Source organism: Vibrio sp. McD22-P3, assembly GCF_021568915.1.
Taxonomy (GTDB): domain Bacteria; phylum Pseudomonadota; class Gammaproteobacteria; order Enterobacterales; family Vibrionaceae; genus Vibrio; species Vibrio mediterranei.
The window spans coordinates 195070-220806 of the sequence record NZ_JAKGTN010000009.1 but is presented as its reverse complement, the minus strand read 5'-3'; the positions used below and the strand labels follow the sequence as shown (position 1 = coordinate 220806).

Genomic DNA, 25737 nt, shown 5'->3' with positions numbered 1-25737 from the left:
GTGCTGGTACCGCCGCCGTTGAGTCTCTATATCCATATTCCTTGGTGTGTTCAAAAATGTCCATACTGCGACTTTAACTCGCATGCCCAAAAGGGAGATATTCCCCAACAAGCATACATAACGGCATTACTTGAGGATTTAGATACTGATATTCGCCAATACGGATTGGCTTCAGATTCTCGCCCGCTGCACTCAATTTTCATTGGTGGTGGTACTCCAAGTTTAATCGCTCCAGAATACATTAAGCAGTTGCTTGATGGAGTAAGGGAACGTATTCCATTTCGTGATGACATAGAAATCACTATGGAGGCCAATCCAGGAACGATCGAAGCTGCACGATTTGAGCAGTACCGAGTCGTAGGCGTCACACGCATCTCTATCGGTGTGCAGAGCTTTCAGCAAACCAAACTTGAGCGCTTAGGACGAATTCATGGTGAAAGTGAAGCGGTCAATGCAGCAAAGCTGGCTCATGAAATTGGCTTAAACAGCTTTAACTTGGATCTTATGCATGGATTACCAGATCAATCTATTGATGACGCATTAAGTGATCTTAAGCAGGCGATTGAATTGGCGCCACCGCATCTTTCGTGGTACCAACTCACAATCGAGCCGAATACCCTGTTCTACTCTAAGCCACCTACATTGCCAGATGATGATGATCTTTGGGATATCTTCGAGCAAGGACATCAAATGCTGGTGGAGGCTGGTTATCAGCAATATGAGATTTCGGGCTATAGCAAGCCAGACTTTCAATGTCAGCATAACTTAAACTACTGGCGTTTTGGCGATTACTTAGGTATTGGCTGCGGTGCCCATGGTAAGTTGAGTTTTGCCGATGGTCGTATTGTTCGAACAACTAAAGTGAAGCACCCACGCGGCTATCTCAATATGTTAAAGCCATACCTAGATTCTCAAACCGAAGTGGCTCCGGAAGAGCGTCCGTTTGAGTTCTTCATGAACCGTTTCAGGTTGTTGGAAGCATGTCCGCGAGTTGAATTTACAGAGCGAACAGGTTTGTCTGAAAGAGATATCGAAGACAAGTTAACTTGGGCGAAACAAAAAGGCTACATCAGTGAGACCTCGAAAGAGTGGCAGATCACCGATAAAGGTCGTTTGTTTTTAAATGATTTACTTGAAGGCTTTATGTAAAAAGGGAGGCGAAATGCCTCCCTTTTCAATTAAAATATAGAACGTCCAATTCGCTCCGAAAGCATCTCCAACGCTCTCGTCCCAGCGAGAGAGTTACCAGATTTATCCAGTTCTGGAGACCAAACCGCGATAGTCATTTCACCCGGAACAATCGCAATAATACCACCGCCCACACCTGACTTACCTGGCATGCCGACACGGTAAGCAAACTCTCCGGCGCCATCATAGAGGCCGCATGTCGCCAATAACGCATTGAGCTGCTTGGTTTGTGTCGGTGTGATGATCTGCTTCTTAGTATTTACGGATTGCCCTTGATTGGCTAAATAACTGAAGGTTTTGGCAAGATCAACACAGCTCATCTTTAAAGCGCAGGCATGGAAATAGTTATTGAGAACAGGAATAACATCGTTATTAAAGTTACCAAACGAGCGCATTAGATAAGCGATAGCTGCATTGCGGTCACTGTGCATCATTTCTGAAGCTGCCACGATCTTATCGTAGACAATGTGGTTGTCACCTGAAAGTGTTCTAACAAACTCCAATAAACGCTGCCTAGGCGCCGATAAGCGACTTTGCAGTAGGTCGGCTACCACAATCGCGCCTGCGTTAATAAACGGGTTTCTCGGGATTCCTTGTTCCATCTCAAGCTGGATTAGTGAGTTAAAAGCTTGCCCTGAGGGTTCCTTGCCGACTCGCTGCCAGATTTCCTCTGGTTTATACAGCATCATTGCCAAAGTTAGGCTCAGTGCTTTGGAAATTGATTGTATAGAAAAGGACTCTTCGGCGTCTCCAGCGGTAATCACTTCACCTTCGTTGGTGTACACTGCTATGCCTAGTTTGTTGTTAGGTACTTTTGCAAGAGCAGGGATGTAGTCCGCGACTTTTCCTTGTCCAATCAGTGGTTTTACTTCACTGAGGATAGTAGAAAGAATCTGTTTAGTTGGTTTCATATTTGTTGTTCTCCCAACGTAAGCGCCAAAAAAAGCCAACGGGAGGTTGGCTTTTCAGGATTAGAATTCGATTAGCAATCGAAACTTAAGCTGTGCGGCGATATTTGATATCCCAAACACCATGACCAAGTCTGTGACCGCGAGCTTCAAACTTTGTTAAAGGACGATCATCTGGACGTGGTACAAAGTCACCATCAGTAGCAATATTCTCATAGCCAGGTGCTTGGTTCATTACCTCGACCATATGCTCGGCATAGTTTTCCCAGTCTGTAGCCATGTGGAATACGCCTGTTTCTGGAATAAGCTTAGTTCTTACCATTTCAGCAAAATCTAACTGCACAATACGACGTTTGTGGTGACGCTTTTTATGCCATGGGTCAGGGAAGAACAACTGCATTGTACTTAGGCTGCTGTCCGGAATCATGTTGGCAAAGACTTCAACCGCATCGTGACACATAACACGCAGGTTAGTAATACCAGCATCGCGCGCTGATGATAGACATGCACCTACGCCTGGGCTGTGTACTTCAATGCCAATAAAGTTCTTTTCTGGTGCGTTCTTTGCCATTTCGACCAAAGAAGCGCCCATGCCGAAACCAACTTCAAGAACAACAGGGTTATTGTTACCAAATACCTGTTCCCAGTTGAGTAGTGACTCTTGGTAATCAATACCCATTGTAGGCCAGCACTCTTCCATCGCCGATTCTTGGCCTTTGGTTAGGCGTCCTTCACGACGAACAAAACTGCGAACTTTGCGAATCAGTTTGCCATCTTCTGTGTATTCGTTAGTAGTCACTTCACTCATTGGTTTAGCCTGTTCATTCAATAATCAGAGCGGGAATTATCCAAAGAATTTGCTCGCAAGCAAGCATTATCGGATCAGAATTTCACGCAGTTTTACTTCTGTTACTAAGTGTGGTGCAATTTCTAGCAAATTATAAGAGAGATGAGAGTAATTGTGACGCCTTTTGCACGCTCAATATTAGATTGGTATGAGAAATACGGTCGCAAAGAGCTACCGTGGCAACAACAAAAGACCGCTTATAAGGTTTGGTTGTCGGAAATCATGCTACAACAGACACAAGTGACCACTGTCATTCCATACTATGAAAGGTTTTTGGAGCACTTCCCCACAGTAGAGTCTTTGGCTAAAGCGCCACAAGATGAAGTGTTACACTTGTGGACGGGGTTGGGATATTACGCCCGAGCACGCAACCTTCATAAGGCCGCTCAAGTTGTTGTCGAACAGCATGGTGGTGAATTTCCTTTGTCACTCGAAGCAATGAATGCATTACCAGGAGTGGGGCGTTCGACCGCAGCTGCTGTTTTATCATCAGTTCATAAACTTCCTCATGCAATTCTCGATGGTAATGTAAAACGAACACTTGCTCGTAGTTTTGCTGTGGAAGGGTGGCCTGGGCAGAAAAAAGTAGAAAACCAGCTATGGCAAATTGCTGAACAACATACTCCCGCGGAAGATACGGATAAGTACAATCAAGCAATGATGGACATGGGGGCAATGGTTTGTACCAGAAGTCGACCAAAATGCACATTGTGTCCCGTAGAAAGCTTTTGTGTTGCTAATAAGCAGGGGAATCCTCTTGATTACCCGGGAAAGAAACCTAAGAAAACCAAACCTGAAAAAGAAACTTGGTTTGTGATTTTGAAACACCAAGATGAACTCTGGCTGGCTCAAAGGCCTCAAACGGGGATTTGGGGTGGTTTGTTTTGCTTCCCTGAGAGTCCTAGCGCGGATATTGATGAGGTGTTGGAGCAATATGGTATCCAACAGCGAAATATCCAATCCAGAGAGGTTGAAATCGCTTTTCGACATACATTCAGCCATTATCACCTCGATATAACGCCAATCGTCGTGACGCTTAACCAGCTTCCAACAATGGTGATGGAAGAGTCGAAAGGTCTTTGGTATAACATAACTAATCCAGAAAAGGTTGGATTAGCGGCACCAGTTAAGTCGCTAATTGAAACCTTACAACGACATTAATTGAGGATAACAATATGAGCCGTATGGTTTTTTGTGCTCACCTACAGAAAGATGCTGAAGGTCTCGACTTCCAATTGTACCCAGGTGAATTGGGTAAACGTATCTTCGATAACATTTCGAAAGAAGCATGGGCTTTATGGCAGTCTAAGCAGACCATGCTGATCAATGAGAAGAAACTCAACATGATGGATCCCGAGCATCGTAAGTTGATTGAAACTGAAATGGTGAACTTCTTGTTTGAAGGAAAGGATGTCGTCATCGACGGCTACACGCCGCCGTCAGAGTAATCTACAAGGAATAAATCAAACACCACCTTTTGGGTGGTGTTTTTAATGTTGTCTATGAAGAAGTTAATCTACTTTCTGGTTCCCCTATTGCTGGTGGGCTGTAGTCGCGAATTTATCGAAAAGATATATGATGTTAACTACGAGCCAACCAACCGCTTTGCTAAGAACTTAGCCGAACTCCCAGGCCAATATGTAAAAGATACAAAGGCGTTGGACGCGCTGATCAACAGCTTTAACGGTAATATCCAGAAGCGCTGGGGTAGTCGCGAAGTTAAGGTTGCTGGTAAAAGTAATTACGTGAAATACATTGATAACTACTTGAGCCGCGCCGAAGTTAACTTTAGTAAAGGTCTTATCACGATTGAAACCGTGTCTCCAACCGAGCCAGAGAAGCACCTTAAGGCTGCTATCGTGACAACGCTGTTGACGCCTGATGATCCATCAAGCGTTGACTTGTTCTCGTCTAAAGCCATTAAATTAGAGGGCCAGCCGTTTCTTTATAACCAGGTTGTCGACCAAGAGAAAAAACCAATCCAATGGACATGGCGTGCTAACCGTTTTGCCGATTATCTCATTGCGAATAAGTTAAAGACCAAAAACGTAGATTTCAAGAAGGCATACTACGTTGAGATCCCCATGGTAGCGGATCACTTTAAACAGCGTAGTTACCAGTACGCAGATATCGTACGCCGGGCTTCTAAGCGCTATGACATCCCGGAAGATCTTATCTACGCGATTATAAAAACAGAAAGTAGTTTTAACCCTTATGCGGTTAGCTGGGCTAATGCCTATGGTTTGATGCAGGTGGTGCCAAAGACTGCGGGTCGAGATGTGTTTAATCTTGTCAAAAACAAACCGGGAGAACCGACGCCAGAGTATTTGTTCAACCCTGAACAGAATATTGATACTGGGACGGCGTACTTCTACATTCTAAAAAATCGCTACTTGAAAGATGTTAGGCATCCACTGTCGTTGGAGTACAGTATGATTTCCGCATATAACGGCGGGACGGGAGGGGTGCTGAAAACATTCCATAGTGACAGAAAGCGAGCGATGAACGACCTCAATTCGTTGCAACCGAATCAAGTTTATTGGGCGTTGACTAAAAAACACCCGAATGCTGAAGCGCGACGTTATTTGGAGAAAGTAACTAAATTCAAAAAAGATTTTAATGCTGGAAAAGGCTAATTTGTCCCGATCTGCGCAAAACGAATACGATTCGATGAAAAATGCAGCGCTTGAACGCTTTTTTGAAGTTTTTTTCAAAAAAGCGTTGACGGGAGACCGGAAAATCCGTTTAATAGCGCTCCGTTGCCCGGATAGCTCAGTCGGTAGAGCAGAGGATTGAAAATCCTCGTGTCGGTGGTTCGATTCCGCCTCCGGGCACCACAATTTGATATTGTTGGTGTTGATAGAAATTAGCACGAGCAACGCAAAATAAAGTGTCGCCGACTTAGCTCAGTAGGTAGAGCAACTGACTTGTAATCAGTAGGTCACCAGTTCGATTCCGGTAGTCGGCACCATTTATTTGCCTCGATAGCTCAGTCGGTAGAGCAGAGGATTGAAAATCCTCGTGTCGGTGGTTCGATTCCGCCTCGAGGCACCATTATTTGGTGCTTAAGCAAATAATGGTCTTAATGACCAGTGCTTACACAAATAATTCCCCCTTAGTTCAGTTGGTAGAACGGCGGACTGTTAATCCGTATGTCGCAGGTTCGAGTCCCGCAGGGGGAGCCACTTTAAAAAAGACCGCATCGAAAGATGCGGTCTTTTTGCATTTACACTCTTAAGCTTTGCAAGCTTGATGTCGCTGACCTAAGTAGCCCCGTAGTATGTCGCTACGAGTGCATGGTCAGTGGAGCCACTTATAAATAGGCCGTATCATAAGATACGGCCTATTTTGCTTTTGATGTGTTTTAGTATTACTGCTTCACTACTATCTTCATAAAAAAGCCCCACCGATAAGGTGAGGCTATTGGTAGATATTAAAGACTCGCTATTCTTGATGGGCGTTGGTTTGCTCTTGAGCCGCTTTCTTTTCCGCCATTTCCTTCTCTGCAAGCTTCGCTTTTTCAATCATAGGTGTAATGGTGGAGCCTTGAATAAGAATAGAGAAAACCACCACAGAGTAGGTCATAACAAGAATTATCTCTTTAACGTCGATAAGTTTGTCTTCGATAACCCAAATTCCCGATGGAATAGAGAGTGCCATTGCTAAAGCAAGACCGCCGCGTAGGCCTCCCCACGTTAAAATTCGAACTGACCAAGGGTTATAAGTGCGATAGCGTTTAAAGCCTACATAGGCCAGTGCGACACTTAAATAGCGTGCACCAAGAACCAGAGGAATAGAGAAGGCCATCAAAATCCAGTCTTCTTGATGGAATTGGAACAGCAGCATCGACATACCAATAAGTAAGAACAGTACGCCATTTAAAAACTCATCAACAAGCTCCCAGAAGTGGTCTAGGTGGTCTTCTGTTTCTTTTGAAAAGCCGATATAACGAGTCCAGTTACCGATCATAATGCCTGACACCACCATCGACAATGGGCCTGAAACATGAAGCACTTCTGCAAAAGCATAGCCGGCTGTTGGGATACCTATGGTAAGTAGTAGTTCCATAGAGTGGTCGTCGGTCGAGCTAATTAGGTAGTGGAATACTAAGCCTAAAACAAAGCCATATAAGATACCGCCCAGAGCTTCTTGTAAGAACAACATAGTCACGCTGCCGACAGTTGGTGTCTCACTGCCAAAAGCGATCGTAAAGAGAGTGACGAAGATAACCAGACCGAAACCATCGTTAAACAGTGACTCACCTTCAACCTGCGTTGAAACGCGTTCAGGCGCTTTGAGCTTTTTGACGATTGCCAATACTGCGATAGGGTCCGTTGGAGAGATAAGAGCGCCAAACAGCAAGCAGTAGATGAGATCAAACTGTATGCCAATGACATTACAAAATCCATACAACACAAAACCGATGAAGAAGGTCGAGAATAGTGTGGCACCGAGTGCGAGTACGGTGATTTCCCATTTCTGATCTTTTAAGTGAGGCAATTTAATACCCAAACCACCTGCAAAGAGTAAGAAACCAAGGATCCCTTGTAGAAGGAAGTCTTCAAAATCAATATCAGCTACGGTCTCTGTGGCAATCTCAGTAAGTTGAAACCAATCGTTTTGGCCAGCAATCAAGATGAACAGCGACAGCATCATTGCACCAGCTGTGATGGCTATCGTAGTCTGCATTTTTCCTATCTTGCTGTTTACAAAGGCAATTAACATTGCCGCTGCCGACAAAAAACATAAAGTCTGATAAACGGACATCACTCCACCTAGTTTGTAAAAAAATGTTAATGGGATTTTGTGCTTCTCTTGCAGGAATATCAATCACTATTTTTGAATTCATTCCTCTTGTTTATAGATTAGAGCTTAATGAGGTAACTTGCGGATTTTTCTCATAACCGAAATGAAATTGTAGTCAGTGGATAGAATATAGAAGCGCTTGTGTCAGTCCTTTTAGTTAGATAACGTGGAAGATAATAAGACTAGAAAGATTTTTAGACGTCTAGATTTCTAAAAAATCTATGATACGATGACGGCATAAGCAAGGAATGAGGCAGTATCGTGGGAAGTAACGTAAGACAACAAATAGAGAGTCAGCTAAGGCAACGAATTCTACTGATTGATGGTGGTATGGGCACCATGATTCAGGGTTATAAACTTGAGGAAGAAGACTACCGAGGTGAGCGCTTTGCTGATTGGCCGAGTGATCTGAAGGGTAACAATGACCTTTTAGTATTGACTCAGCCAGCACTTATTAAAGAGATTCATAGTGCTTATCTGGAAGCCGGCGCGGACATCTTAGAGACCAATACCTTTAACGCTACCACGATAGCAATGGCCGACTATGATATGGAATCGCTCAGCGAGGAAATTAACTACCAAGCGGCAAAGCTGGCTCGTGAAGCCGCAGATGAGTGGACGACTAAAACGCCAGACCGACCTCGCTATGTCGCTGGTGTACTTGGCCCAACCAACAGAACCTGTTCAATATCTCCCGATGTGAATGATCCTGGATATCGTAATGTCACGTTTGATGAATTGGTAGAAGCGTACTCAGAATCAACACATGCACTGATCAAAGGTGGCTCAGACCTAATCCTTATCGAAACTATCTTCGATACACTCAATGCGAAGGCGTGCGCTTTTGCCGTCGAATCTGTATTCGAAGAGCTTGGTTATGAACTGCCAGTGATGATTTCGGGCACAATTACCGATGCATCCGGACGAACTCTTTCAGGTCAAACAACAGAAGCTTTCTATAACGCGTTACGTCACGTAAGACCGCTTTCCTTTGGCTTAAACTGCGCTTTAGGCCCTGATGAGCTTAGACAATATGTTGAAGAAATGTCGCGTATTGGCGAGAGCTTTGTTTCTGCTCACCCTAATGCAGGCTTACCTAACGCCTTTGGTGAATATGACTTGTCGCCAGAAGATATGGCAGAGCACATTGGTGAGTGGGCGCGCAGTGGCTTCCTAAACCTCGTTGGTGGTTGTTGTGGTACGACACCTGAGCATATTCGTCAAATGGCGAATGCCGTTGAAGGCGTCACTCCTCGTCCTCTACCAGAGCTACCTGTAGCTTGTCGACTATCAGGGTTAGAGCCACTGACGATTGAGAAAGACTCTTTATTTATTAACGTTGGTGAACGTACTAACGTAACTGGCTCTGCACGATTTAAGCGCCTTATTAAAGAAGAGCAATATGACGAAGCGTTAGAGGTTGCTCGTCAGCAAGTCGAAAACGGCGCGCAGATCATCGATATCAATATGGATGAAGGTATGCTTGATGCCGAGGCGTGCATGGTTCGTTTCTTAAACCTGTGTGCTTCTGAGCCTGAAATCTCTAAAGTACCAATCATGGTTGACTCATCAAAATGGGAAGTGATTGAAGCTGGCCTGAAGTGTATTCAAGGTAAAGGCATAGTTAACTCGATTTCCATGAAGGAAGGCAAAGAGAAATTTGTCGAGCAAGCGAAGTTAATCAGGCGCTATGGTGCTGCGGTTATCGTGATGGCGTTTGATGAAATTGGTCAAGCGGAGACACGTGAGCGTAAGCTAGAAATTTGTACCAACGCCTACAATATTCTTGTCGAAGAGGTTGGTTTCCCGCCTGAAGATATCATTTTTGACCCTAACATTTTCGCAGTGGCGACAGGTATAGAAGAGCACAACAACTACGCTGTGGATTTCATTGAAGCCGTTGCAGATATTAAACGTGACCTTCCACATGCCATGATTTCTGGTGGTGTGTCTAATGTCTCGTTCTCTTTCCGCGGTAACAACTATGTCCGCGAAGCCATTCATGCCGTGTTCCTTTATCACTGTTTTAAAAATGGTATGGACATGGGTATCGTAAATGCTGGTCAGCTTGAGATTTACGACAATGTGCCTGAGAAATTGCGTGAAGCGGTTGAAGATGTCGTACTTAACCGCCGTGATGATGGCACCGAAAGACTGCTTGATATTGCCGCTGAGTATGCCAATAAGGGAGTGGGTAAAGAGGAGGATGCTAGTGCACTTGAATGGCGCACTTGGCATGTCTCAAAGCGTTTAGAGCATGCTTTGGTAAAAGGTATCACTGAGTTTATTGTCGAAGATACCGAAGAGGCGCGTTTGAATGCGTCTAAACCTCTGGAAGTCATTGAAGGGCCATTAATGGATGGCATGAACGTGGTGGGTGATCTGTTTGGTGAAGGCAAAATGTTCTTACCTCAGGTTGTAAAATCCGCTCGTGTTATGAAACAGGCGGTTGCCCATCTAGAACCGTTTATTAATGCAGAGAAACAAGCAGGTTCTTCAAACGGTAAGATCTTACTTGCGACAGTGAAAGGCGATGTTCACGATATTGGTAAGAACATTGTTGGTGTTGTCTTGCAATGTAACAACTACGAAATCATTGATCTTGGCGTTATGGTGCCGTGCGAAACGATTCTTAAAGTCGCCAAAGAAGAGAACGTGGATATTATCGGTCTGTCCGGACTGATTACTCCGTCTCTTGATGAGATGGTTCATGTAGCAAAAGAGATGGAGCGTCAAGGCTTCACATTGCCACTATTGATAGGCGGTGCTACTACATCTAAAGCGCACACGGCAGTGAAGATCGAACAGAACTACAGTGAACCTGTTGTTTACGTTAATAACGCATCTCGTGCGGTTGGTGTTTGTACTTCACTGTTATCTAAAGAGCTTAAACCTGCCTTCATTGAAAAGCTTGATATCGATTATGAACGCGTGCGCGATCAGCACAACCGTAAAAAGCCGAGAACTAGACCGGTGACGCTTGAAGAAGCCAGAGCAAACAAAGTGGCTATCGATTGGCAAAACTACACGCCACCAATTCCAGCGAAACCGGGCGTGCATGTATTCGAGAACTTTGAGGTCGCAACACTAAGAAATTATATCGATTGGACCCCGTTCTTTATGACTTGGTCTCTGGTGGGCAAGTATCCTGCGATACTAGAGCATGAAGAGGTAGGTGAAGAAGCGAAGCGATTGTTCCACGATGCCAATGAATTGTTAGACCGAGTTGAACGTGAAGGCTTGCTAAAAGCAAGTGGCATGTGTGCCTTATTCCCTGCGGCATCTGTCGGAGATGATATTGAAGTATACACTGATGAAACTCGCACCCAAGTTCGCAAAGTACTGCATAACTTGCGTCAGCAAACTGAAAAGCCTAAAGGGTTCAACTACTGTCTCTCTGATTATGTGGCACCAAAAGAAAGCGGTAAGCAAGATTGGATTGGTGCGTTTGCTGTAACTGGTGGTATTGGTGAGCGTGAGCTGGCTGACGAGTACAAAGCCCAAGGTGACGATTACAATGCGATCATGATCCAAGCGGTTGCTGATCGTTTGGCAGAAGCGTTTGCAGAATACATGCATGAGAAAGTTCGTAAAGAGATCTGGGGTTACTCAGCAGATGAAGCCCTGTCTAATGACGACCTGATTCGTGAAAAGTACCAAGGTATCCGACCAGCCCCTGGTTACCCAGCCTGTCCAGAGCATACGGAAAAAGGTGCGTTGTGGGAGTTACTCGAGGTCGAGCAAACTATCGGTATGTCACTGACTTCTAGCTATGCGATGTGGCCTGGAGCTTCTGTGTCTGGATGGTATTTCTCACACCCTGATTCTCGATACTTTGCAATTGCACAGATTCAACAAGATCAGGTAGACAGTTATGCTGATCGTAAAGGTTGGGATCAAACGGAAGCTGAGAAGTGGTTAGGGCCTAATATCAACTAGGTTGTTCCATTTGGAAGTAGAGAAAACGGCACCTTTTGGTGCCGTTTCTTTTAATACAGGTTGGTTATTTTTTCTTCTTTGGAAAAACTTTGACCATCTTGATACGGTTCTCTTCCAGTTCAACAATTTCCATTTGATGCTCTGCAACTTGAACACTCAGGTGGCTTTCAGGAATATCTTCCAAATACTCCAGCATTAAACCATTCAATGTTCTAGGGCCATCTGTTGGTAGGTTCCATTTAAGGCCTTTATTAATGTCTCGGATGTTGGCGCTGCCTTCGATCAAGAAGCTGCCGTCCCCTTGCGGCGTAATTTCATCAGAGAGTGTTGGCGCCATTGAAGTTGTGAACTCACCAACGATTTCCTCGAGAATGTCTTCTAGGGTGACTAGGCCATTAATATCACCGTATTCATCAACGATCAGTCCGATGCGTTCTTTATTACGTTGGAACTTTAGCATTTGCACGTTGAGTGGCGTCCCTTCAGGAATGAAGTAAACCTCATCAGCACTTCGGAGCAGGGTTTCTTTGGTGAATTCGTTTTTCTCCAACATTAAACGATAAGATTCACGTAGACGCAGCATCCCAACTACTTCATCAATCTGATCACGATACAGCACCACACGACCATGAGGTGAGTGGGTTAACTGACGAACAATTGATTTCCAATCATCATTAATATTGATGCCAGTAATCTCGTTGCGAGGGATCATAATGTCATTCACCGTCACGTGTTCGAGGTCGAGAATAGAAATCAGCATATCTTGGTGACGTCGTGGGATCAGCGAGCCAGCTTCATTAACTACTGTTCTCAGCTCCTCCGAGCTTAAATGATCTTCATCATTGTGATTAACGCGAATACCCAACAAGCGAATGAAGCCGTTAGTAATAAAGTTAACTAAAACAACCAGAGGAGACAGAACCTTCATCAGAATGGTCAGCAAGATACTGCTCATAAAAGAGACGCGTTCTGGATACAGGGCGGCGAGCGTTTTCGGTGTGACTTCGGCAAAGACCAAAATAATCAGAGTTAGTGCACCTGTGGCAATGGCGACACCAATATCACCATAAAGGCGTAAACCGATGACGGTGGCTATGGCTGAGGCGAGAATATTAACGAGGTTGTTACCGATGAGAATTAACCCAATCAACCGATCTGGGCGATTGAGTAAGCGCTCGACGCGTTTCGCGCCTTTGTGGCCTGTCTTAGAAAGATGTTTAAGTCGATAGCGGTTCAGAGACATCATCCCTGTCTCTGAGCCGGAAAAGTAGCCGGAAATTACAATTAGACCTGCAAGGATTGCAAACAAAATACCGGTCGAAATGTCGTCCAAAACTTCAAAATTCCTTTAGTTAATAGCTGGTTAATTAATGAACCATTTATACTGTGTTGTCAACGCGACATTCGTAGTGTGCTAAATAGAGCATATCAAGCCATTTAGCTTAGTATGATTTCCCTAACGAATCGGCTACCGAAGTAAGCTAGAGTGAGCAAGGTTGCGCCTGCAACGGCAAACCAAGTCACTTTTTTGCCGCGCCATCCTTTGCGGTAATGTCCCCAAAGCAATACTGAGTAGATAATCCAAGCCAAGAACGAAAGCACACCTTTGTGAGCCTTGCCTTGAGCAAACATATCTTGAACAAACACAAAACCAGTAAGAAGCGTTGCTGTAAGCAGACCAGTGCCAATCAAAATGATCTTGAAAAGCTGTCTTTCAACCATCATTAAAGGTGGAAGATTAGGATTAATGGTCAGTGCTTTCTTATTCTTAAGCTTATGGTCAAGCCACGCTAACTGAATTGCGTAAAGCGCACCAATGGAGAGCGTAGAATAGGAAAAAAGTGCTAACGAAATATGAATCAGCAGTTTTGGATTATGCTCCAAGTGAGTAATAAACGCAGTTGGAACAAAAGCGGCGGCGGAGAGATTAATGGCGGCAAAGCCGTAAACCACAGGCAATAAGAACCAAATTCGCGTTTTAAGCATGGCAATGCTCATAAACAGCGAAATAATGAAGCCAATTAATGAAGCGACATTCAAGATGCTGAGGTTTTGTCCACTGCCACTTAAGATGAGATCACTGAGTAGCCACGCATGAAAAGCTAGTGCTAAAACCGCACTGACGAGAACAGTTTTTGTACGGATCCCGACCTGGTGGACCAAGCCTGGGATAATTGTAACGATGGCCAGCACATAAAGAATAGCGGCCGCAATTGCGATTAAACTGTCCATTTTTCCTAAAAAATCGATTGCTTAGAGCTGGAATTATACCCTGCATCGACTCAATGAGCCATCGCAGAAGTAAAAAGTATTGACTCGTATTTGATCTTGTTAGGTATGACTCTCACTGCTGGCTAAGGTATACTCACTACAATTGATCGCAATTTACAGCGAAGAGAAAGAAATGTTTGAGAATTTAACGGATCGTCTATCCAAAACGCTGAAGAATATCAGCGGCAAAGGTCGTCTGACCGACGACAATATTAAAGATACTCTGCGCGAAGTTCGCATGGCGCTTCTAGAAGCCGACGTTGCTCTGCCAGTAGTTCGAGATTTCATCAAAGGCGTAAAAGAGCGTGCCGTTGGTGTTGAAGTTTCTAAATCCTTAACTCCAGGCCAAGAGTTCATCAAAATCGTTCAAGCTGAGCTTGAGTCGGTCATGGGTGAATCCAACGAAGCACTGGACCTAGCTGCACAGCCGCCGGCGGTCATCTTAATGGCAGGTCTGCAAGGTGCGGGTAAAACGACCAGTGTTGGTAAACTCTCTAAACTGCTGCATGAGCGTGACAAGAAGAAAGTTCTTGTGGTGTCTGCCGACGTTTATCGTCCAGCTGCGATCAAACAGCTAGAAACACTTGCTACCGATATTGGCGTTGATTTCTTCCCTTCATCAGCAGATCAAAAGCCAATTGATATAGCCAATGCAGCTATCGATCATGCGAAGAAAAAGTTTTATGACGTATTGATTGTCGATACCGCGGGTCGTTTAGCGGTTGACCATGAGATGATGGATGAGATTAAAGATCTCCATTCAGCAATCAACCCAGTCGAAACGCTGTTTGTTGTCGATGCGATGACAGGTCAGGATGCCGCGAACACAGCAAAAGCTTTTGGTGATGCGCTCCCGTTAACGGGTGTTATCTTAACTAAAGTCGACGGTGATGCTCGTGGTGGTGCGGCGCTTTCTGTTCGTCATATTACGGGTAAACCAGTTAAGTTCTTGGGTGTGGGTGAAAAGACTGACGCACTAGAACCTTTCCACCCAGATCGTGTTGCATCACGTATCTTAGGCATGGGTGACGTTCTTTCTCTTATCGAAGATTTACAACGTAATGTTGATACCGATAAAGCAGAAAAGATGGCGAAGAAGTTCAAGGAGAAGAAAGGTTTCGACCTAGAAGACTTCCGTGAGCAACTTGGTCAGATGCAAAATATGGGCGGTATGATGGGAATGATGGACAAGCTACCAGGTATGTCTAACTTACCTGATAACGTTAAAGACAAAGTTGATGACAAGATGTTTAAGCAGATGGAAGCGATCATCAACTCAATGACAATGAAAGAGCGTCAACGTCCTGAGTTAATTAAAGGTTCTCGTAAAAAGCGTATCGCTGCAGGTTCTGGTACTCAAGTGCAAGATGTTAACCGTCTCTTGAAGCAATTCACTCAGATGCAAAAAATGATGAAGAAGATGCAGAAAGGCGGCATGCGCGGAATGATGCGCAACATGCAAGGCATGATGGGTGGCATGGGCGGCGGCGGCTTCAATCCATTTGGTCGCTAGCCGTGGATTGGCTCAGGTTTCAGTCCCTTAAGTTTCAAACTGTTATCTGCGTCACACGAGAAATGCCAGCCAAAAACTGGTGAAAAAATAGCTAAACCCCTTGCAATGCCTCGGAATAAGAGTAAAATTCCGGGGCTTTATTTTGGCACGAGACCTCAGGTTGCTCATTAGAGAAACACTTCTGAGGTCATTTTTATTATTGAGAAAGCAAAGAGGACGATATGGTAACCATTCGTTTGGCACGTCACGGCGCTAAGAAGCGTCCATTCTATCAAATCGTAGTAGCGGACAGCCGCAATGCAGCGACTGGCCGTTTCATCGAGAAAGTGGGTTTCTTTAACCCAACTGCTACTGGTCAAGAAGAAGGTCTACGTCTAGACCTAGAGCGCGTTAACCACTGGGTTGGTCAAGGCGCAACAGTTTCTGACCGTGTTGCTAAGCTAGTTAAAGACGCTCAAAAAGCGGCTTAATTATTAGTTTAGTTAGCAGTATGTCGTCGATGAAAGGTAAAGAAACTATGAGCAATACTCCCGAAAGAATTGTTGTAGGTAAATTTGGTTCTACTTATGGCATTCGTGGATGGCTTAAAGTGTTTACCTACACAGACAATCCTGAAAGTATTTTCGATTACAGTCCTTGGTACATTAGTCAAAAGGGCGAATGGGTCGAATTGAAAGTTGAAAGTTGGAAGCGCCATAACAAAGGTATGGTGTGTAAACTTGAAGGTCTTGAGGTTCGTGAAGAAGCTCACCTACTAACTAACTTTGAAATTGCAATTGATCCAGCTGTGCTTCCTGAACTGTCAGAAGATGAGTTCTACTGGCGCGAATTGTTCGGCATGAAAGTAGTGACCACAAAAGGTTACGACCTAGGTGAAGTAACCGACATGTTGGAAACGGGTTCGAACGATGTTCTGGTTGTGAAAGCAAATCTGAAAGATGCTTTTGGGCAAAAGGAACGGTTGATACCGTACCTTGAAGAGCAAGTGATCAAGAAAGTTGATCGCGAAGCTCAACGGATCGAAGTTGACTGGGATCCTGGATTCTAATCCTTAATTGGTAACTGAAAGAGCGAGAGAACAGATGTGGGTTGGCGTAATTAGCCTTTTTCCAGACATGTTCCGCAGCGTTACTGATTATGGAGTAACAGGTCAAGCGGTTAAAAAAGGTCTACTGTCGATTGAGACATGGAATCCTCGTGATTTCACTCACGACAAACATCGCACTGTCGATGATAGACCCTACGGTGGTGGTCCTGGCATGTTAATGATGGTTCAGCCATTGCGCGATGCCATTCACGCAGCCAAACAGGCATCACCGGGTAAGACGAAAGTTATTTACCTTTCTCCTCAAGGTCGTAAGCTCGATCAGATTGGGGTAGAAGAACTAGCGAAAAACGACAACCTTGTGTTGATTTGTGGACGCTACGAAGGGGTAGATGAGCGCATCATCCAAACAGAGGTTGACGAAGAATGGTCAATCGGAGATTTTGTGATGACAGGTGGGGAAATCCCAGCCATGACGCTAATCGACTCAGTCTCACGGTTTGTTCCGGGAGTACTAGGCGATTTTGCTTCAGCAGAAGAAGATTCTTTTGCAAATGGCTTACTAGATTGTCCACACTATACGCGCCCTGAAGTTCTAGACGATTTAGAGGTACCAAGTGTCCTCAAGTCTGGTAACCATAAGGACATTCGTCGCTGGCGACTTAAGCAGTCGTTAGGCCGTACTTGGCTAAGAAGACCGGAGCTCCTGGAAAACCTAGCTCTGACTGACGAACAGGAACAATTACTTGCCGAGTTCATAAAAGAGCATCGAGTTAATAGCAAGTAACCTATTTAATTTAGTATCAGTTTATTCTAGGAATTTAAGAACATGAGTAACATCATCAAGGCTCTTGAAGAAGAGCAAATGAAATCAGGCCTACCTAAATTTGCACCAGGTGACACTGTTGTAGTTCAGGTTAAAGTAAAAGAAGGTGACCGTGAGCGTCTACAGGCTTACGAAGGCGTTGTAATCGCTATCCGTAACCGTGGTCTTCACTCTGCTTTCACTGTTCGTAAGATCTCGAACGGCGAAGGTGTTGAGCGTACGTTCCAAACTCACTCTCCAATGGTTGATAGCATCGAAGTTAAACGCCGTGGTGCAGTACGTCGTGCCAAGCTGTACTACCTACGTGAGCGTTCTGGTAAGTCTGCTCGTATCAAAGAGAAACTTGCTAAGAAGTAATGCTATTTTACTAGCGTTCTCAAGTATTAAGCGGAGCCCAAGGGCTCCGCTTTTTTTATGTTTGAAGTTAACACCTTAGCACTTTTACTTATGTGTCCGGTTAGAACTGCTACCTATGAGCCCGGTCAGTACTCTTTGGTAAGATCCCTGTCTACGCAGGGATGATGAGAGGTAAGTGGTGGTAATTGCTGGACGAAGTTAGTAATTATCTTCTGACCAGCCATCGCTGTCAGACATATCTGGTGCGCCAGGAATGGTGTTCTCTTCGTCGGCCCACTCACCAAAATCAATCATTTGGCACTGCTTTGAGCAAAACGGGCGAAAAGGGCTGTCTTCGTTCCATACAACTTCAGCTTTACATTGAGGGCATGGAACAACGGTTGGTTTACTCATAGTGATTCCTGAGTGTTACTTTCAGCTGCAAACAGCTAATTCAAATTCAATATCATTAGGGTAGGCTTGACCTGATTCAAAGGCAATAAACTTCACTGCAAAGCGGTTTTTATGTCCTGAAATCATTGGGTAGACACCATACTCCATTGGAATGGTTAAACGAAGGATATTGGCTTCTTCAGCGTCACTTTGATAAAACCCAGAGCGAGCAATTTGCTTCTTAAAACGACCAGTCTCACGAGTGAGCTTCAGCCATAACTGAAGGGCATTCATAAGTGGTTTGACTGACGCTAACCAAGCTTCAGCATCATGCATACGTTTTTCAATCGGTAGATGTAACCAGTAATGCAATGACGGAAGATCGAAACAGCATGAACCACCCGGCAGTCCAAATCGTTGGCGGATTGCGCTGAGGAAGCGATCTTCTTTCAGAGATTGACCGAATCGTTCGGCCATCATTAAATCTTTATGTACACCATCTAGATCCCTTAAGATCGAGCCTAGCATTTCCTGATCGACGTCATCGACATTAAGCCATGCACGATAAGTTTGACGTTGCTTTTCAAGATCTTTAGCGAGTTCGCTTTTGAGCTGGATTTGTTCAAAGATCTCCAGTAAATCAAACAGTGATTTGAAGAAAATTTGATACTGATAATTATCTGAAAAAGACGAGGAGTGCTGAAGCTGTCTCAATAGAGATTCAACTCTTAGGTACATTCTTGTTTTTTCATTAAGAGGGTGTTCGAATCTATTTGTGATCATCTGCTAGCCTTTAAACGCTTCCCTGCTATTTTCACCGATTTTGTTCGCATAATGCTAGGTACTTTTGGTGTAATTCTGTGACTTGGGACAAAAGTTGAGCGTTATCAGTATTATTATCAATCACATCGTCAGCATGCAATAAACGAGTTTCTCGGTCTACTTGTGCTTTGAGTATAGAACGCACTTGTGACTCAGGCACCCCATCACGTGTCATTGTTCGGTAAATTTGTGTTTCTTCACAGACATCTACAACTAAAACACGGTCAGCCATAGTTTGTAGCCCATTTTCGATGAGAAGTGGAACTACGAACAGAGTATAAGGGCTGGTGGATGCATCCAGTTGTGATTGCATACGCTCTCTGATCATCGGGTGCAGCAAGTTATTTACCCAAAGCTTTTCGTCCTCGTTAGCAAAGATGCGCTCCCGAAGAGCACTGCGATTAAGAGAACCATCTTCTTGAAGGATCCCAATACCAAAGTGTTGCGTTAAAGCGTCAAGACCTGCCGAACCTACTTCTACTACTTCTCGAGCAACAAGGTCTGCATCGACCAAATCAATAGCAAAGTTATCGTGAAAAAGGTTGGCAACGGTGGTTTTTCCGCTGGCAATACCGCCGGTAAGTCCAATAACAAATCCCATGGTTACACCCCTATATACGACTTGAGGTAGTATTGAATAATTTGCTCGCCCCACAAAGCGCTAATCCAACCAGCAATGGCGAGATAAGGGCCGAAAGGAAATGCAACATCAATCCCTTTCTTTTGCATTCGCAATTGAACGAGACCAAATAAAACCCCAACAACGGATGACATTAAGACGATCAAAGGCAAGTGTTGCCAGCCTAACCATGCTCCGAGAGCTGCCAGCAACTTAAAGTCACCGTAGCCCATGCCTTCTTTACCTGTTAGTAGTTTAAACAGCCAGAAAATGGACCATAAGCAGAGGTAGCCAGCCATGGCACCAATTACAGAATCCGTTAACGAAATTGGAGAGATACCTAATAATGCTAGTGCAATGCCCAACCACATTAGAGGTAAGGTAAGCTGGTCTGGCAACAGCATGGTATCGAAGTCAATGAAAGTGGCGCTGATAAGCACGAAGGTAAAGACGATTAACGCTAAGCTGTATTCGCTATACCCAAGTTGCCACGCTACGGTTGCACACATGGCTGCTGTCAGGAGCTCAATAAGTGGATAACGAGCACTGATTTTATGACTGCAATGATGACACTTGCCCTTAAGTAACAACCAGCTGAGTACAGGAATATTATCGATAATTCGAATCGGTGTATGGCATTTAGGGCATGCTGAGCGCGGCACGCTAAGGTTAAATTTATCTTCTGGAGGGGCAATTTTGTACTCAGGAAAAGCTTCGGCACATTCTTCGCGCCAACCACGCTCCATCATTATCGGTAATCGATAAATGACGACATTCAAAAAACTGCCAACGATCAAGCCGAAGAGAGCCGCAAAAGCAGGGAAGAGCCAAGGATAATAAGAAAATGCGTCCATTCTTGAGTATGAAACCGTAAAATCAGTGAGTTATTGCCTATGTTAGCCTATTACCGACATTAAGTTAAAGATAGGTAAGTACATTGCAATCACTAACCCGCCAATTATTGTGCCAAGGAAGACAATAACCAAAGGCTCAATGATTGTTCCTAAGTTGTCTACGATGTTATCGACATCCGCCTCATAGATGCTAGCGATCTTATTGAGCATTTCATCTAACTTGCCAGTTTCTTCACCTATCATGACCATTTGCAGCACCATCTCAGGGAAAGCGAGACTGTTTCGCATTGCTAAATGAACAGGTACGCCCGCTACGACATGAGTGTGTATAGAAAAAATAGCTTGTTGAAAGTAAGCGTTCTCTGTTGTTCTTGCGCTCGCTTGTATGCCTGTGAGTATCGGTATTCCAGAACTAAAACTGGTCGCTAATGTTCGGCTAAATTTGGCAATGGTTGCTTTGGTAATGATGTCGCCAACAACGGGCAGTTTGATGGCTAATTTACTTATACATAATTCGGCAGTAGCATTTTTAAGGCAAATAAACTTAATGCTAGCAATCAATAAACCTAGAGAAGCAACGCTAACCAGTCCGTATGATTGGCTCCAGTTTGATAGCTCCAGCACCTCGGATGTGAACCAAGGTAAATTGGCATTGAACCCTTTAAACATCGATTCAAATTCAGGAATCACACTCGTGAGCATCAAATAGGTTACGGCACAAGAAACTATCAGCACCATACTTGGATATATCATGGCTTTAACGACTTTAGACTGCAGAGCATCATGTTTTTCACGATATGTTGCTAACCTATCTAACGTCACCGCAATGTTTCCGGACGATTCGCCCGTCGCAATCATATCGATATAGAAGCGGTCAAAATGTGTACTTAGTGCTTGTAGCGCTTGAGCGATAGGGACGCCACTCTCCACTCGGCTAGCGACCTGATTAAGGACCGATTTCATTTCAGCTTTGGAGTGGCTTTCAGAGATAAGCTTAAGGGCTTGAACAAGAGGAACTCTTGTCGTCAGCAAAGTAGCCAATTGCCTAGTGAATAGAGTGATGTCTTTGCGTGAAATCTTGTGGGTTAATCTGGTCCAAAACGAAATGCGATGGCGAGAAATTTTTCTGATATGGATTTGCTGCCGACCTAATTGATTTCTGACCTCCATTTCGGTTAAAGCAAGGATTTGCCCCTTTGCTTTTGCGCCAGATCGATCAACACCTCTCCAGCGGAACTTTCTTAATGGCATAGGAAGCGGGTTAGGCATAGGGGCATTCTCATTCGAAATAAAGGACACGCTGCAGTTCTTGGTAGCTTGTCAGCCCAAGAGTGAGTTTTTCAAGCCCCGCTTGTTTAAGTGTCATCATTCCTTGTGACACAGCGATGACTTCAAGATCTTGAATACTGGCTCTCTGAAGAACGGCGGCGCTTAACTCGTTGGAAAAAACCAGCACTTCGTAAATACCGATACGACCCGAATAACCTCTATTACATTTGCTACAACCAACATCATTGGCTTTGTAAATCCTCTGGCAGGAGGATATATCGAGACTGCGGAGCAGATCTTTACGGAGGTGATCTGGGCGCTTACATAAAGAGCACAAACGGCGAGCGAGCCGCTGCGCGATAATTAGCGAAAGTGAAGACACGAGGTTGAAGCTCTCTATTCCCATATTTTGTAGCCGTGTAATGGTCTCAAGCGCGGAATTAGTGTGTAAAGTTGACAGAACGAGATGACCTGTTTGAGCCGCTTTAACCGCAATCTCTGCTGTGTCGAGATCTCGTATTTCTCCCACCATAACCACATCCGGATCTTGGCGTAAAAAAGTGCGCAAGGCTGCAGAAAAACCAAAGCCTATCTTAGGGTTAACTTGAACTTGGTTTATCCCATCTAGATGTATTTCAATCGGGTCTTCGGCAGTTGAGATATTTCGCTCTGGGGTATTAAGAAGTTTGAGTCCCGCATAGAGAGAGACGGTTTTGCCACTTCCAGTAGGCCCTGTCATTAACACCATTCCTTGAGGTTTGTGCAACGCTTGCAAGTAAAGGGCTTGTTGAGTGTCGTTATACCCTAACTGCTCGATATCCAAACGGGCAGAATTTAGGTCGAGAATTCTCAGTACTACCTTTTCTCCCCACATGGTTGGCAGGGTTGATACACGGATATCCGTGGCGGAGTGGGGTGATAGTTTGAGTTTGATTCGACCATCTTGAGGAAGACGGCGCTCAGCAATATCTAGCTTAGCGAGAATCTTCAGGCGAGCAGATAGTCTGCGGCTTAATTGGATCGATGGCTGATGTGCGTCAATAAGAATACCATCACAGCGAAGTCGAATTCGGTACTGGTGTTCGTATGGCTCAAAATGAATATCGGACGCTTTCTTGCTGACGGCTTCTAATAGGATTTGGTGAATAAAACGGCTGACAGGCGAGTCATCCAGCATTAGCTCATCGCAATGCTCAAGTTCACTCTCATTCACTTGTACTAAGTTTGCTAGTTCGTGGGAGGTGAGTTCCTTAGTCTGTTGGCTCCATTGCTCTTGACCCTCTCCATAAATTTTGCGTATTGCAGCGTTTATGTCTTGATGGTTAGCCAAACCCAGTTCGATTTGTAATCCTGAGGCAAACTTAAAATCATTTTCTAACTGCGAGGGTGTGGGATCGCTGACCGCAACGGTTAGAACGTTGTCGCGCAGTGAAATAGGTAAGGCTTGGTATTGAATTATGACGTCCCGTAAACCGAGTTGTTGGCACAAACTCGCATAGTCGTTGTCCTTTATCGACACTATTTGGAGTCCAAAAACGTCGGCTAGAACAGCAACAAGCTCTTGCGCCTGACAAAGGTTGAGCTCAGTTGCTCCTTCTGGAACAGAGCAACCAGATAGCATGGACAGGTCATATAACGCAGTTTCTTGCGTTTCGTCGATGGCGTTAGCCTGTCTTAAAATAGATGGGAGAGTGGACGGGATCATTCAGGTACCGTTACTGAGACGCTTTCGGAATATTGACAGCCCTTTGGTAATACTCCGGATTCTTCCGTGGCAGTACTAATACATGCCCATCCGCCTTGAGCATCTCGTGCTAATGCCAATTTATAATTACTAACCGAAGGACTTGCGTCGGGGACTTGATCAAATGACAAAATGATATTGCCTGCACTGCTGACTCCAGCCTCGGCTTCAATGGCTTCAATAATAGCGCTGGGGAAACCTAATCGGTTTTTTAAGGCTGGTGTAGTTTCGGTATCAGGAAAGCTTCCTTGCTCAAGAGTGTACGCTTCGATATTGGTGCGAAGTCCCGATAAGGTCGCTAAAGCAGAGGCCGCCTCACTTTTTCCAATGTATTTTTGATATTGCGGTAGAGCGACAGCGGCGAGTACACCGATAACGGCAACCACAATCATCAGTTCGATTAAGGTAAACCCTTTTTGGTTAATTCCTTGGTGCATAGTGATTCCTCAGAGACGTGAAGCTTGAACATTAGAGGCATCACAGCTGACGTTGAAGCGACTAGATAAGCGCTTACGAGGAGGCGTGGATAATTAAAAGCAGACTTGCAAAAAATGAGAATGGTGTTGCGGAGCAAGTGGCGATTTCGGGTGTAGAACTCTGGATTGGGCAATGCTGGAAATAAAAAAGCGAAGCTCAAATAGGCTTCGCTTTAGTAAGATTCTCTCATTGAGAAATAGACTAGTCTTTAAATCTCATCGACAAGTCCATTGCTTTCAAGTGCTTGGTCAAAGCACCCACAGAAATATAATCAACGCCAGTTTCCGCAAACTCAGCGATGGTGTCCATAGTGACATTTCCTGAGTTTTCTAAAGCAGCACGGCCAGCGTTAATCTCAACCGCCTTGCGCATCATGTCGGTGCTGAAGTTATCGAGCATAATGATATCCGCTCCTGCATCGATGGCTTGTTGCAGCTCTTCTAGAGATTCCGTTTCGACCTCAACTGGTTTGCCTGGATTAAGCTGTTTCGCAGTTTCAATAGCTTTAGTGATACCACCACAGGCAATGATGTGGTTTTCTTTAATTAAGTAAGCGTCAAATACGCCAATGCGGTGATTAAAGCCACCACCACAAGCGACAGCATACTTCAACGCACTGCGCAGGCCAGGAATGGTTTTACGTGTATCTAACAGTCGGCACTCGGTATGCGCAATTTTCTCAGCGTACTGCGCAACCACGCTGGCGCAGCCAGACAGAGTTTGGATGAAGTTCATAGCGTTACGTTCGCCGGTAAGCAAGACTCTCGCAGGGCCTGTTAGTGTGCAAAGCACTTGATTCGGTTCCACCTTGTCACCATCTTGGACATGCCATTCAATGACGACTTCACCACCAAGTTGCTTAAAGACTTCATCAGCCCACATTTGGCCACAGAACACACCGTGCTCACGAGTAATAATCGTTGCAACATTCTGAGTCTCAGCCGGAATTAAACTTGCAGTGATATCCGCTGTGGCATCTAGTGTACCACCGAGGTCTTCGCGTAGTGTATCTGCCACGGCACGAGAGATTTCTGCTGGTAGTTGCTGCTTAAGATATTCGAGGCGTTCTTGACTGTTATGTGTGTTCTTCATCGCTAAAACTGTCTTTGTGGGGTAACAAAGTGCGCATGATACTCTTGCTTGTGCGGAATTTCAGCATCAATTCTCGCATTTTCTTTGTTGTCGGATAAAATCATAACGACATAGAGGTAGATGGAGTCTAGATGTATGCGCAGTAGCAATACAAATGAAGGTAAACAAAGCTTGGAGCTTATTGATGCTCAAGGGTGGTATTGTCATGCGCGAATTGTCCCATCTCCTCACTATGATGTCCGAACAGACACTAGTGATATATCACTACTGGTTATTCATAACATCAGCTTACCGCCAGGCCAGTTTGGTGGCTCTTACATCGAAGACTTTTTCCTAGGCAAGCTCGACTCGTCAATTCACCCTTTCTTCAAAGTGATTGAGAACATGCGAGTATCTGCGCACTGTTTGATCCGACGTGATGGAGAAGTGGTCCAGTTTGTGCCATTTCTTGCTCGAGCCTGGCACGCAGGAGTATCGAGTTTTGCTGGCCGAGAGAAGTGCAATGATTACTCGATCGGTATTGAGCTTGAAGGGTCGGACTATGTGGCTTACACCGATGAACAGTACCTCAGTCTGCAGCGCCTAAGTAGTGCCTTGATTCAATCGTATCCATTAATTACTCAACCACGTATCACTGGGCATCAATATATTGCCCCGCTGAGAAAGAGTGATCCCGGTCTTGTTTTTGACTGGGCTCGATTTAGAAAATCATTGTCATAAAAAACCATTGTTCAATTACTGAGCGGTTGGGTTTTGCTGCAGATTTATTTTGTTATTCAAATTATTAA

General features: G+C 44.7%; 24 protein-coding genes and 4 tRNA genes. 15 read left to right on the top strand and 13 right to left on the bottom strand.

Annotated features, from left to right (window positions below; genetic code table 11):
- Positions 1 to 1149, top strand: a complete 1149-nt coding sequence (gene hemW / locus L2W36_RS12820; RefSeq protein ID WP_236110209.1) for a radical SAM family heme chaperone HemW — start codon at positions 1 to 3, stop codon at positions 1147 to 1149.
- 29 nt (positions 1150 to 1178) lie between these two features.
- Here hemW and glsB read toward each other — a convergent pair whose 3' ends face one another.
- Positions 1179 to 2099, bottom strand: a complete 921-nt coding sequence (gene glsB / locus L2W36_RS12815) for a glutaminase B (RefSeq protein WP_062459974.1) — start codon at positions 2097 to 2099, stop codon at positions 1179 to 1181.
- An 85-nt stretch (positions 2100 to 2184) separates the two neighbouring features.
- Positions 2185 to 2904, bottom strand: coding sequence for a tRNA (guanosine(46)-N7)-methyltransferase TrmB (trmB, locus tag L2W36_RS12810; protein ID WP_006075540.1), 720 nt, complete (start codon positions 2902 to 2904; stop codon positions 2185 to 2187).
- 141 nt (positions 2905 to 3045) lie between these two features.
- Between trmB and mutY the strand changes: the two genes are divergently transcribed.
- The 7 genes from mutY to L2W36_RS12775 all read left to right on the top strand — a co-directional run bounded on the left by mutY (position 3046) and on the right by L2W36_RS12775 (position 6128).
- A complete protein-coding gene (mutY, locus tag L2W36_RS12805) occupies positions 3046 to 4104 on the top strand; it encodes an A/G-specific adenine glycosylase (RefSeq protein ID WP_216613724.1) in 1059 nt (352 codons plus the stop codon).
- Positions 4105 to 4118: 14 nt separating this feature from the next.
- Positions 4119 to 4391, top strand: coding sequence for an oxidative damage protection protein (locus tag L2W36_RS12800; protein ID WP_038224304.1), 273 nt, complete (start codon positions 4119 to 4121; stop codon positions 4389 to 4391).
- Between the two features lie 54 nt (positions 4392 to 4445).
- Positions 4446 to 5579 (top strand): membrane-bound lytic murein transglycosylase MltC, encoded by a 1134-nt coding sequence (gene mltC, locus L2W36_RS12795; RefSeq protein WP_038224375.1) that lies wholly within the window; start codon positions 4446 to 4448, stop codon positions 5577 to 5579.
- A gap of 125 nt (positions 5580 to 5704) precedes the next feature.
- Positions 5705 to 5780 (top strand) — tRNA-Phe (locus tag L2W36_RS12790).
- A 58-nt stretch (positions 5781 to 5838) separates the two neighbouring features.
- Positions 5839 to 5914, top strand: a tRNA-Thr gene (locus L2W36_RS12785).
- Positions 5915 to 5921: 7 nt separating this feature from the next.
- Positions 5922 to 5997: transfer RNA gene (locus tag L2W36_RS12780), tRNA-Phe, on the top strand.
- A 55-nt stretch (positions 5998 to 6052) separates the two neighbouring features.
- Positions 6053 to 6128 (top strand) — tRNA-Asn (locus L2W36_RS12775).
- Positions 6129 to 6387: 259 nt separating this feature from the next.
- Here L2W36_RS12775 and L2W36_RS12770 read toward each other — a convergent pair.
- A complete protein-coding gene (locus L2W36_RS12770; protein WP_236110199.1) occupies positions 6388 to 7710 on the bottom strand; it encodes a cation:proton antiporter in 1323 nt (440 codons plus the stop codon).
- A gap of 300 nt (positions 7711 to 8010) precedes the next feature.
- On the opposite strand from L2W36_RS12770, the gene metH reads away from it, so the two are divergent.
- Positions 8011 to 11688 (top strand): methionine synthase, encoded by a 3678-nt coding sequence (gene metH, locus L2W36_RS12765; RefSeq protein WP_236110198.1) that lies wholly within the window; start codon positions 8011 to 8013, stop codon positions 11686 to 11688.
- A 64-nt stretch (positions 11689 to 11752) separates the two neighbouring features.
- Here the strand turns inward: metH and L2W36_RS12760 are convergent, their stop codons facing one another.
- Positions 11753 to 13021, bottom strand: a complete 1269-nt coding sequence (locus tag L2W36_RS12760; protein ID WP_236110197.1) for an HlyC/CorC family transporter — start codon at positions 13019 to 13021, stop codon at positions 11753 to 11755.
- A 104-nt stretch (positions 13022 to 13125) separates the two neighbouring features.
- The gene (locus tag L2W36_RS12755) at positions 13126 to 13920 is read right to left on the bottom strand and encodes a cytochrome C assembly family protein (RefSeq protein ID WP_038224308.1); all 795 of its coding nucleotides are present in this window, start codon (positions 13918 to 13920) and stop codon (positions 13126 to 13128) included.
- 172 nt (positions 13921 to 14092) lie between these two features.
- Between L2W36_RS12755 and ffh the strand changes: the two genes are divergently transcribed.
- The 5 genes from ffh (at position 14093) to rplS (ending at position 17700) form a co-directional block, all read left to right on the top strand.
- Complete coding sequence (gene ffh / locus L2W36_RS12750) at positions 14093 to 15472, top strand: signal recognition particle protein (RefSeq protein ID WP_006075530.1); 1380 nt, start codon at positions 14093 to 14095, stop codon at positions 15470 to 15472.
- Positions 15473 to 15693: 221 nt separating this feature from the next.
- Positions 15694 to 15942 (top strand): 30S ribosomal protein S16, encoded by a 249-nt coding sequence (gene rpsP / locus L2W36_RS12745; protein WP_031494887.1) that lies wholly within the window; start codon positions 15694 to 15696, stop codon positions 15940 to 15942.
- 20 nt (positions 15943 to 15962) lie between these two features.
- Positions 15963 to 16520, top strand: coding sequence for a ribosome maturation factor RimM (gene rimM / locus L2W36_RS12740; protein ID WP_031494889.1), 558 nt, complete (start codon positions 15963 to 15965; stop codon positions 16518 to 16520).
- Between the two features lie 34 nt (positions 16521 to 16554).
- Positions 16555 to 17304, top strand: coding sequence for a tRNA (guanosine(37)-N1)-methyltransferase TrmD (gene trmD / locus L2W36_RS12735; protein WP_038224311.1), 750 nt, complete (start codon positions 16555 to 16557; stop codon positions 17302 to 17304).
- A gap of 42 nt (positions 17305 to 17346) precedes the next feature.
- A complete protein-coding gene (gene rplS / locus L2W36_RS12730) occupies positions 17347 to 17700 on the top strand; it encodes a 50S ribosomal protein L19 (protein ID WP_006074418.1) in 354 nt (117 codons plus the stop codon).
- 198 nt (positions 17701 to 17898) lie between these two features.
- Here rplS and yacG read toward each other — a convergent pair whose 3' ends face one another.
- The 8 genes from yacG to nadC form a co-directional block, all read right to left on the bottom strand.
- On the bottom strand, positions 17899 to 18093 hold the full coding sequence (gene yacG / locus L2W36_RS12725; protein WP_006074419.1) for a DNA gyrase inhibitor YacG: 195 nt from the start codon (positions 18091 to 18093) through the stop codon (positions 17899 to 17901).
- A 21-nt stretch (positions 18094 to 18114) separates the two neighbouring features.
- Positions 18115 to 18855 carry a cell division protein ZapD gene (gene zapD / locus L2W36_RS12720; RefSeq protein ID WP_031494891.1) on the bottom strand — a complete coding sequence of 247 codons (741 nt, stop codon included), beginning with the start codon at positions 18853 to 18855 and terminating at the stop codon, positions 18115 to 18117.
- Positions 18856 to 18886: 31 nt separating this feature from the next.
- A complete protein-coding gene (coaE, locus tag L2W36_RS12715; protein WP_088876263.1) occupies positions 18887 to 19495 on the bottom strand; it encodes a dephospho-CoA kinase in 609 nt (202 codons plus the stop codon).
- Positions 19496 to 19497: 2 nt separating this feature from the next.
- A complete protein-coding gene (locus L2W36_RS12710) occupies positions 19498 to 20367 on the bottom strand; it encodes a prepilin peptidase (RefSeq protein ID WP_236110196.1) in 870 nt (289 codons plus the stop codon).
- A 42-nt stretch (positions 20368 to 20409) separates the two neighbouring features.
- Positions 20410 to 21636, bottom strand: coding sequence for a type II secretion system F family protein (locus L2W36_RS12705; RefSeq protein ID WP_236110195.1), 1227 nt, complete (start codon positions 21634 to 21636; stop codon positions 20410 to 20412).
- 10 nt (positions 21637 to 21646) lie between these two features.
- The gene (gene pilB, locus L2W36_RS12700; RefSeq protein WP_236110208.1) at positions 21647 to 23338 is read right to left on the bottom strand and encodes a type IV-A pilus assembly ATPase PilB; all 1692 of its coding nucleotides are present in this window, start codon (positions 23336 to 23338) and stop codon (positions 21647 to 21649) included.
- Positions 23338 to 23817, bottom strand: a complete 480-nt coding sequence (locus L2W36_RS12695) for a pilin (protein WP_236110194.1) — start codon at positions 23815 to 23817, stop codon at positions 23338 to 23340. Before L2W36_RS12695 ends, pilB begins: the two co-directional genes overlap by 1 nt.
- A gap of 241 nt (positions 23818 to 24058) precedes the next feature.
- A complete protein-coding gene (nadC, locus tag L2W36_RS12690) occupies positions 24059 to 24949 on the bottom strand; it encodes a carboxylating nicotinate-nucleotide diphosphorylase (protein WP_006074430.1) in 891 nt (296 codons plus the stop codon).
- A gap of 135 nt (positions 24950 to 25084) precedes the next feature.
- Here nadC and ampD point away from each other — a divergent pair, with 135 nt between their 5' ends.
- The gene (ampD, locus tag L2W36_RS12685; protein ID WP_006074431.1) at positions 25085 to 25669 is read left to right on the top strand and encodes a 1,6-anhydro-N-acetylmuramyl-L-alanine amidase AmpD; all 585 of its coding nucleotides are present in this window, start codon (positions 25085 to 25087) and stop codon (positions 25667 to 25669) included.
- The last annotated feature ends 68 nt before the right edge of the window (positions 25670 to 25737 follow it).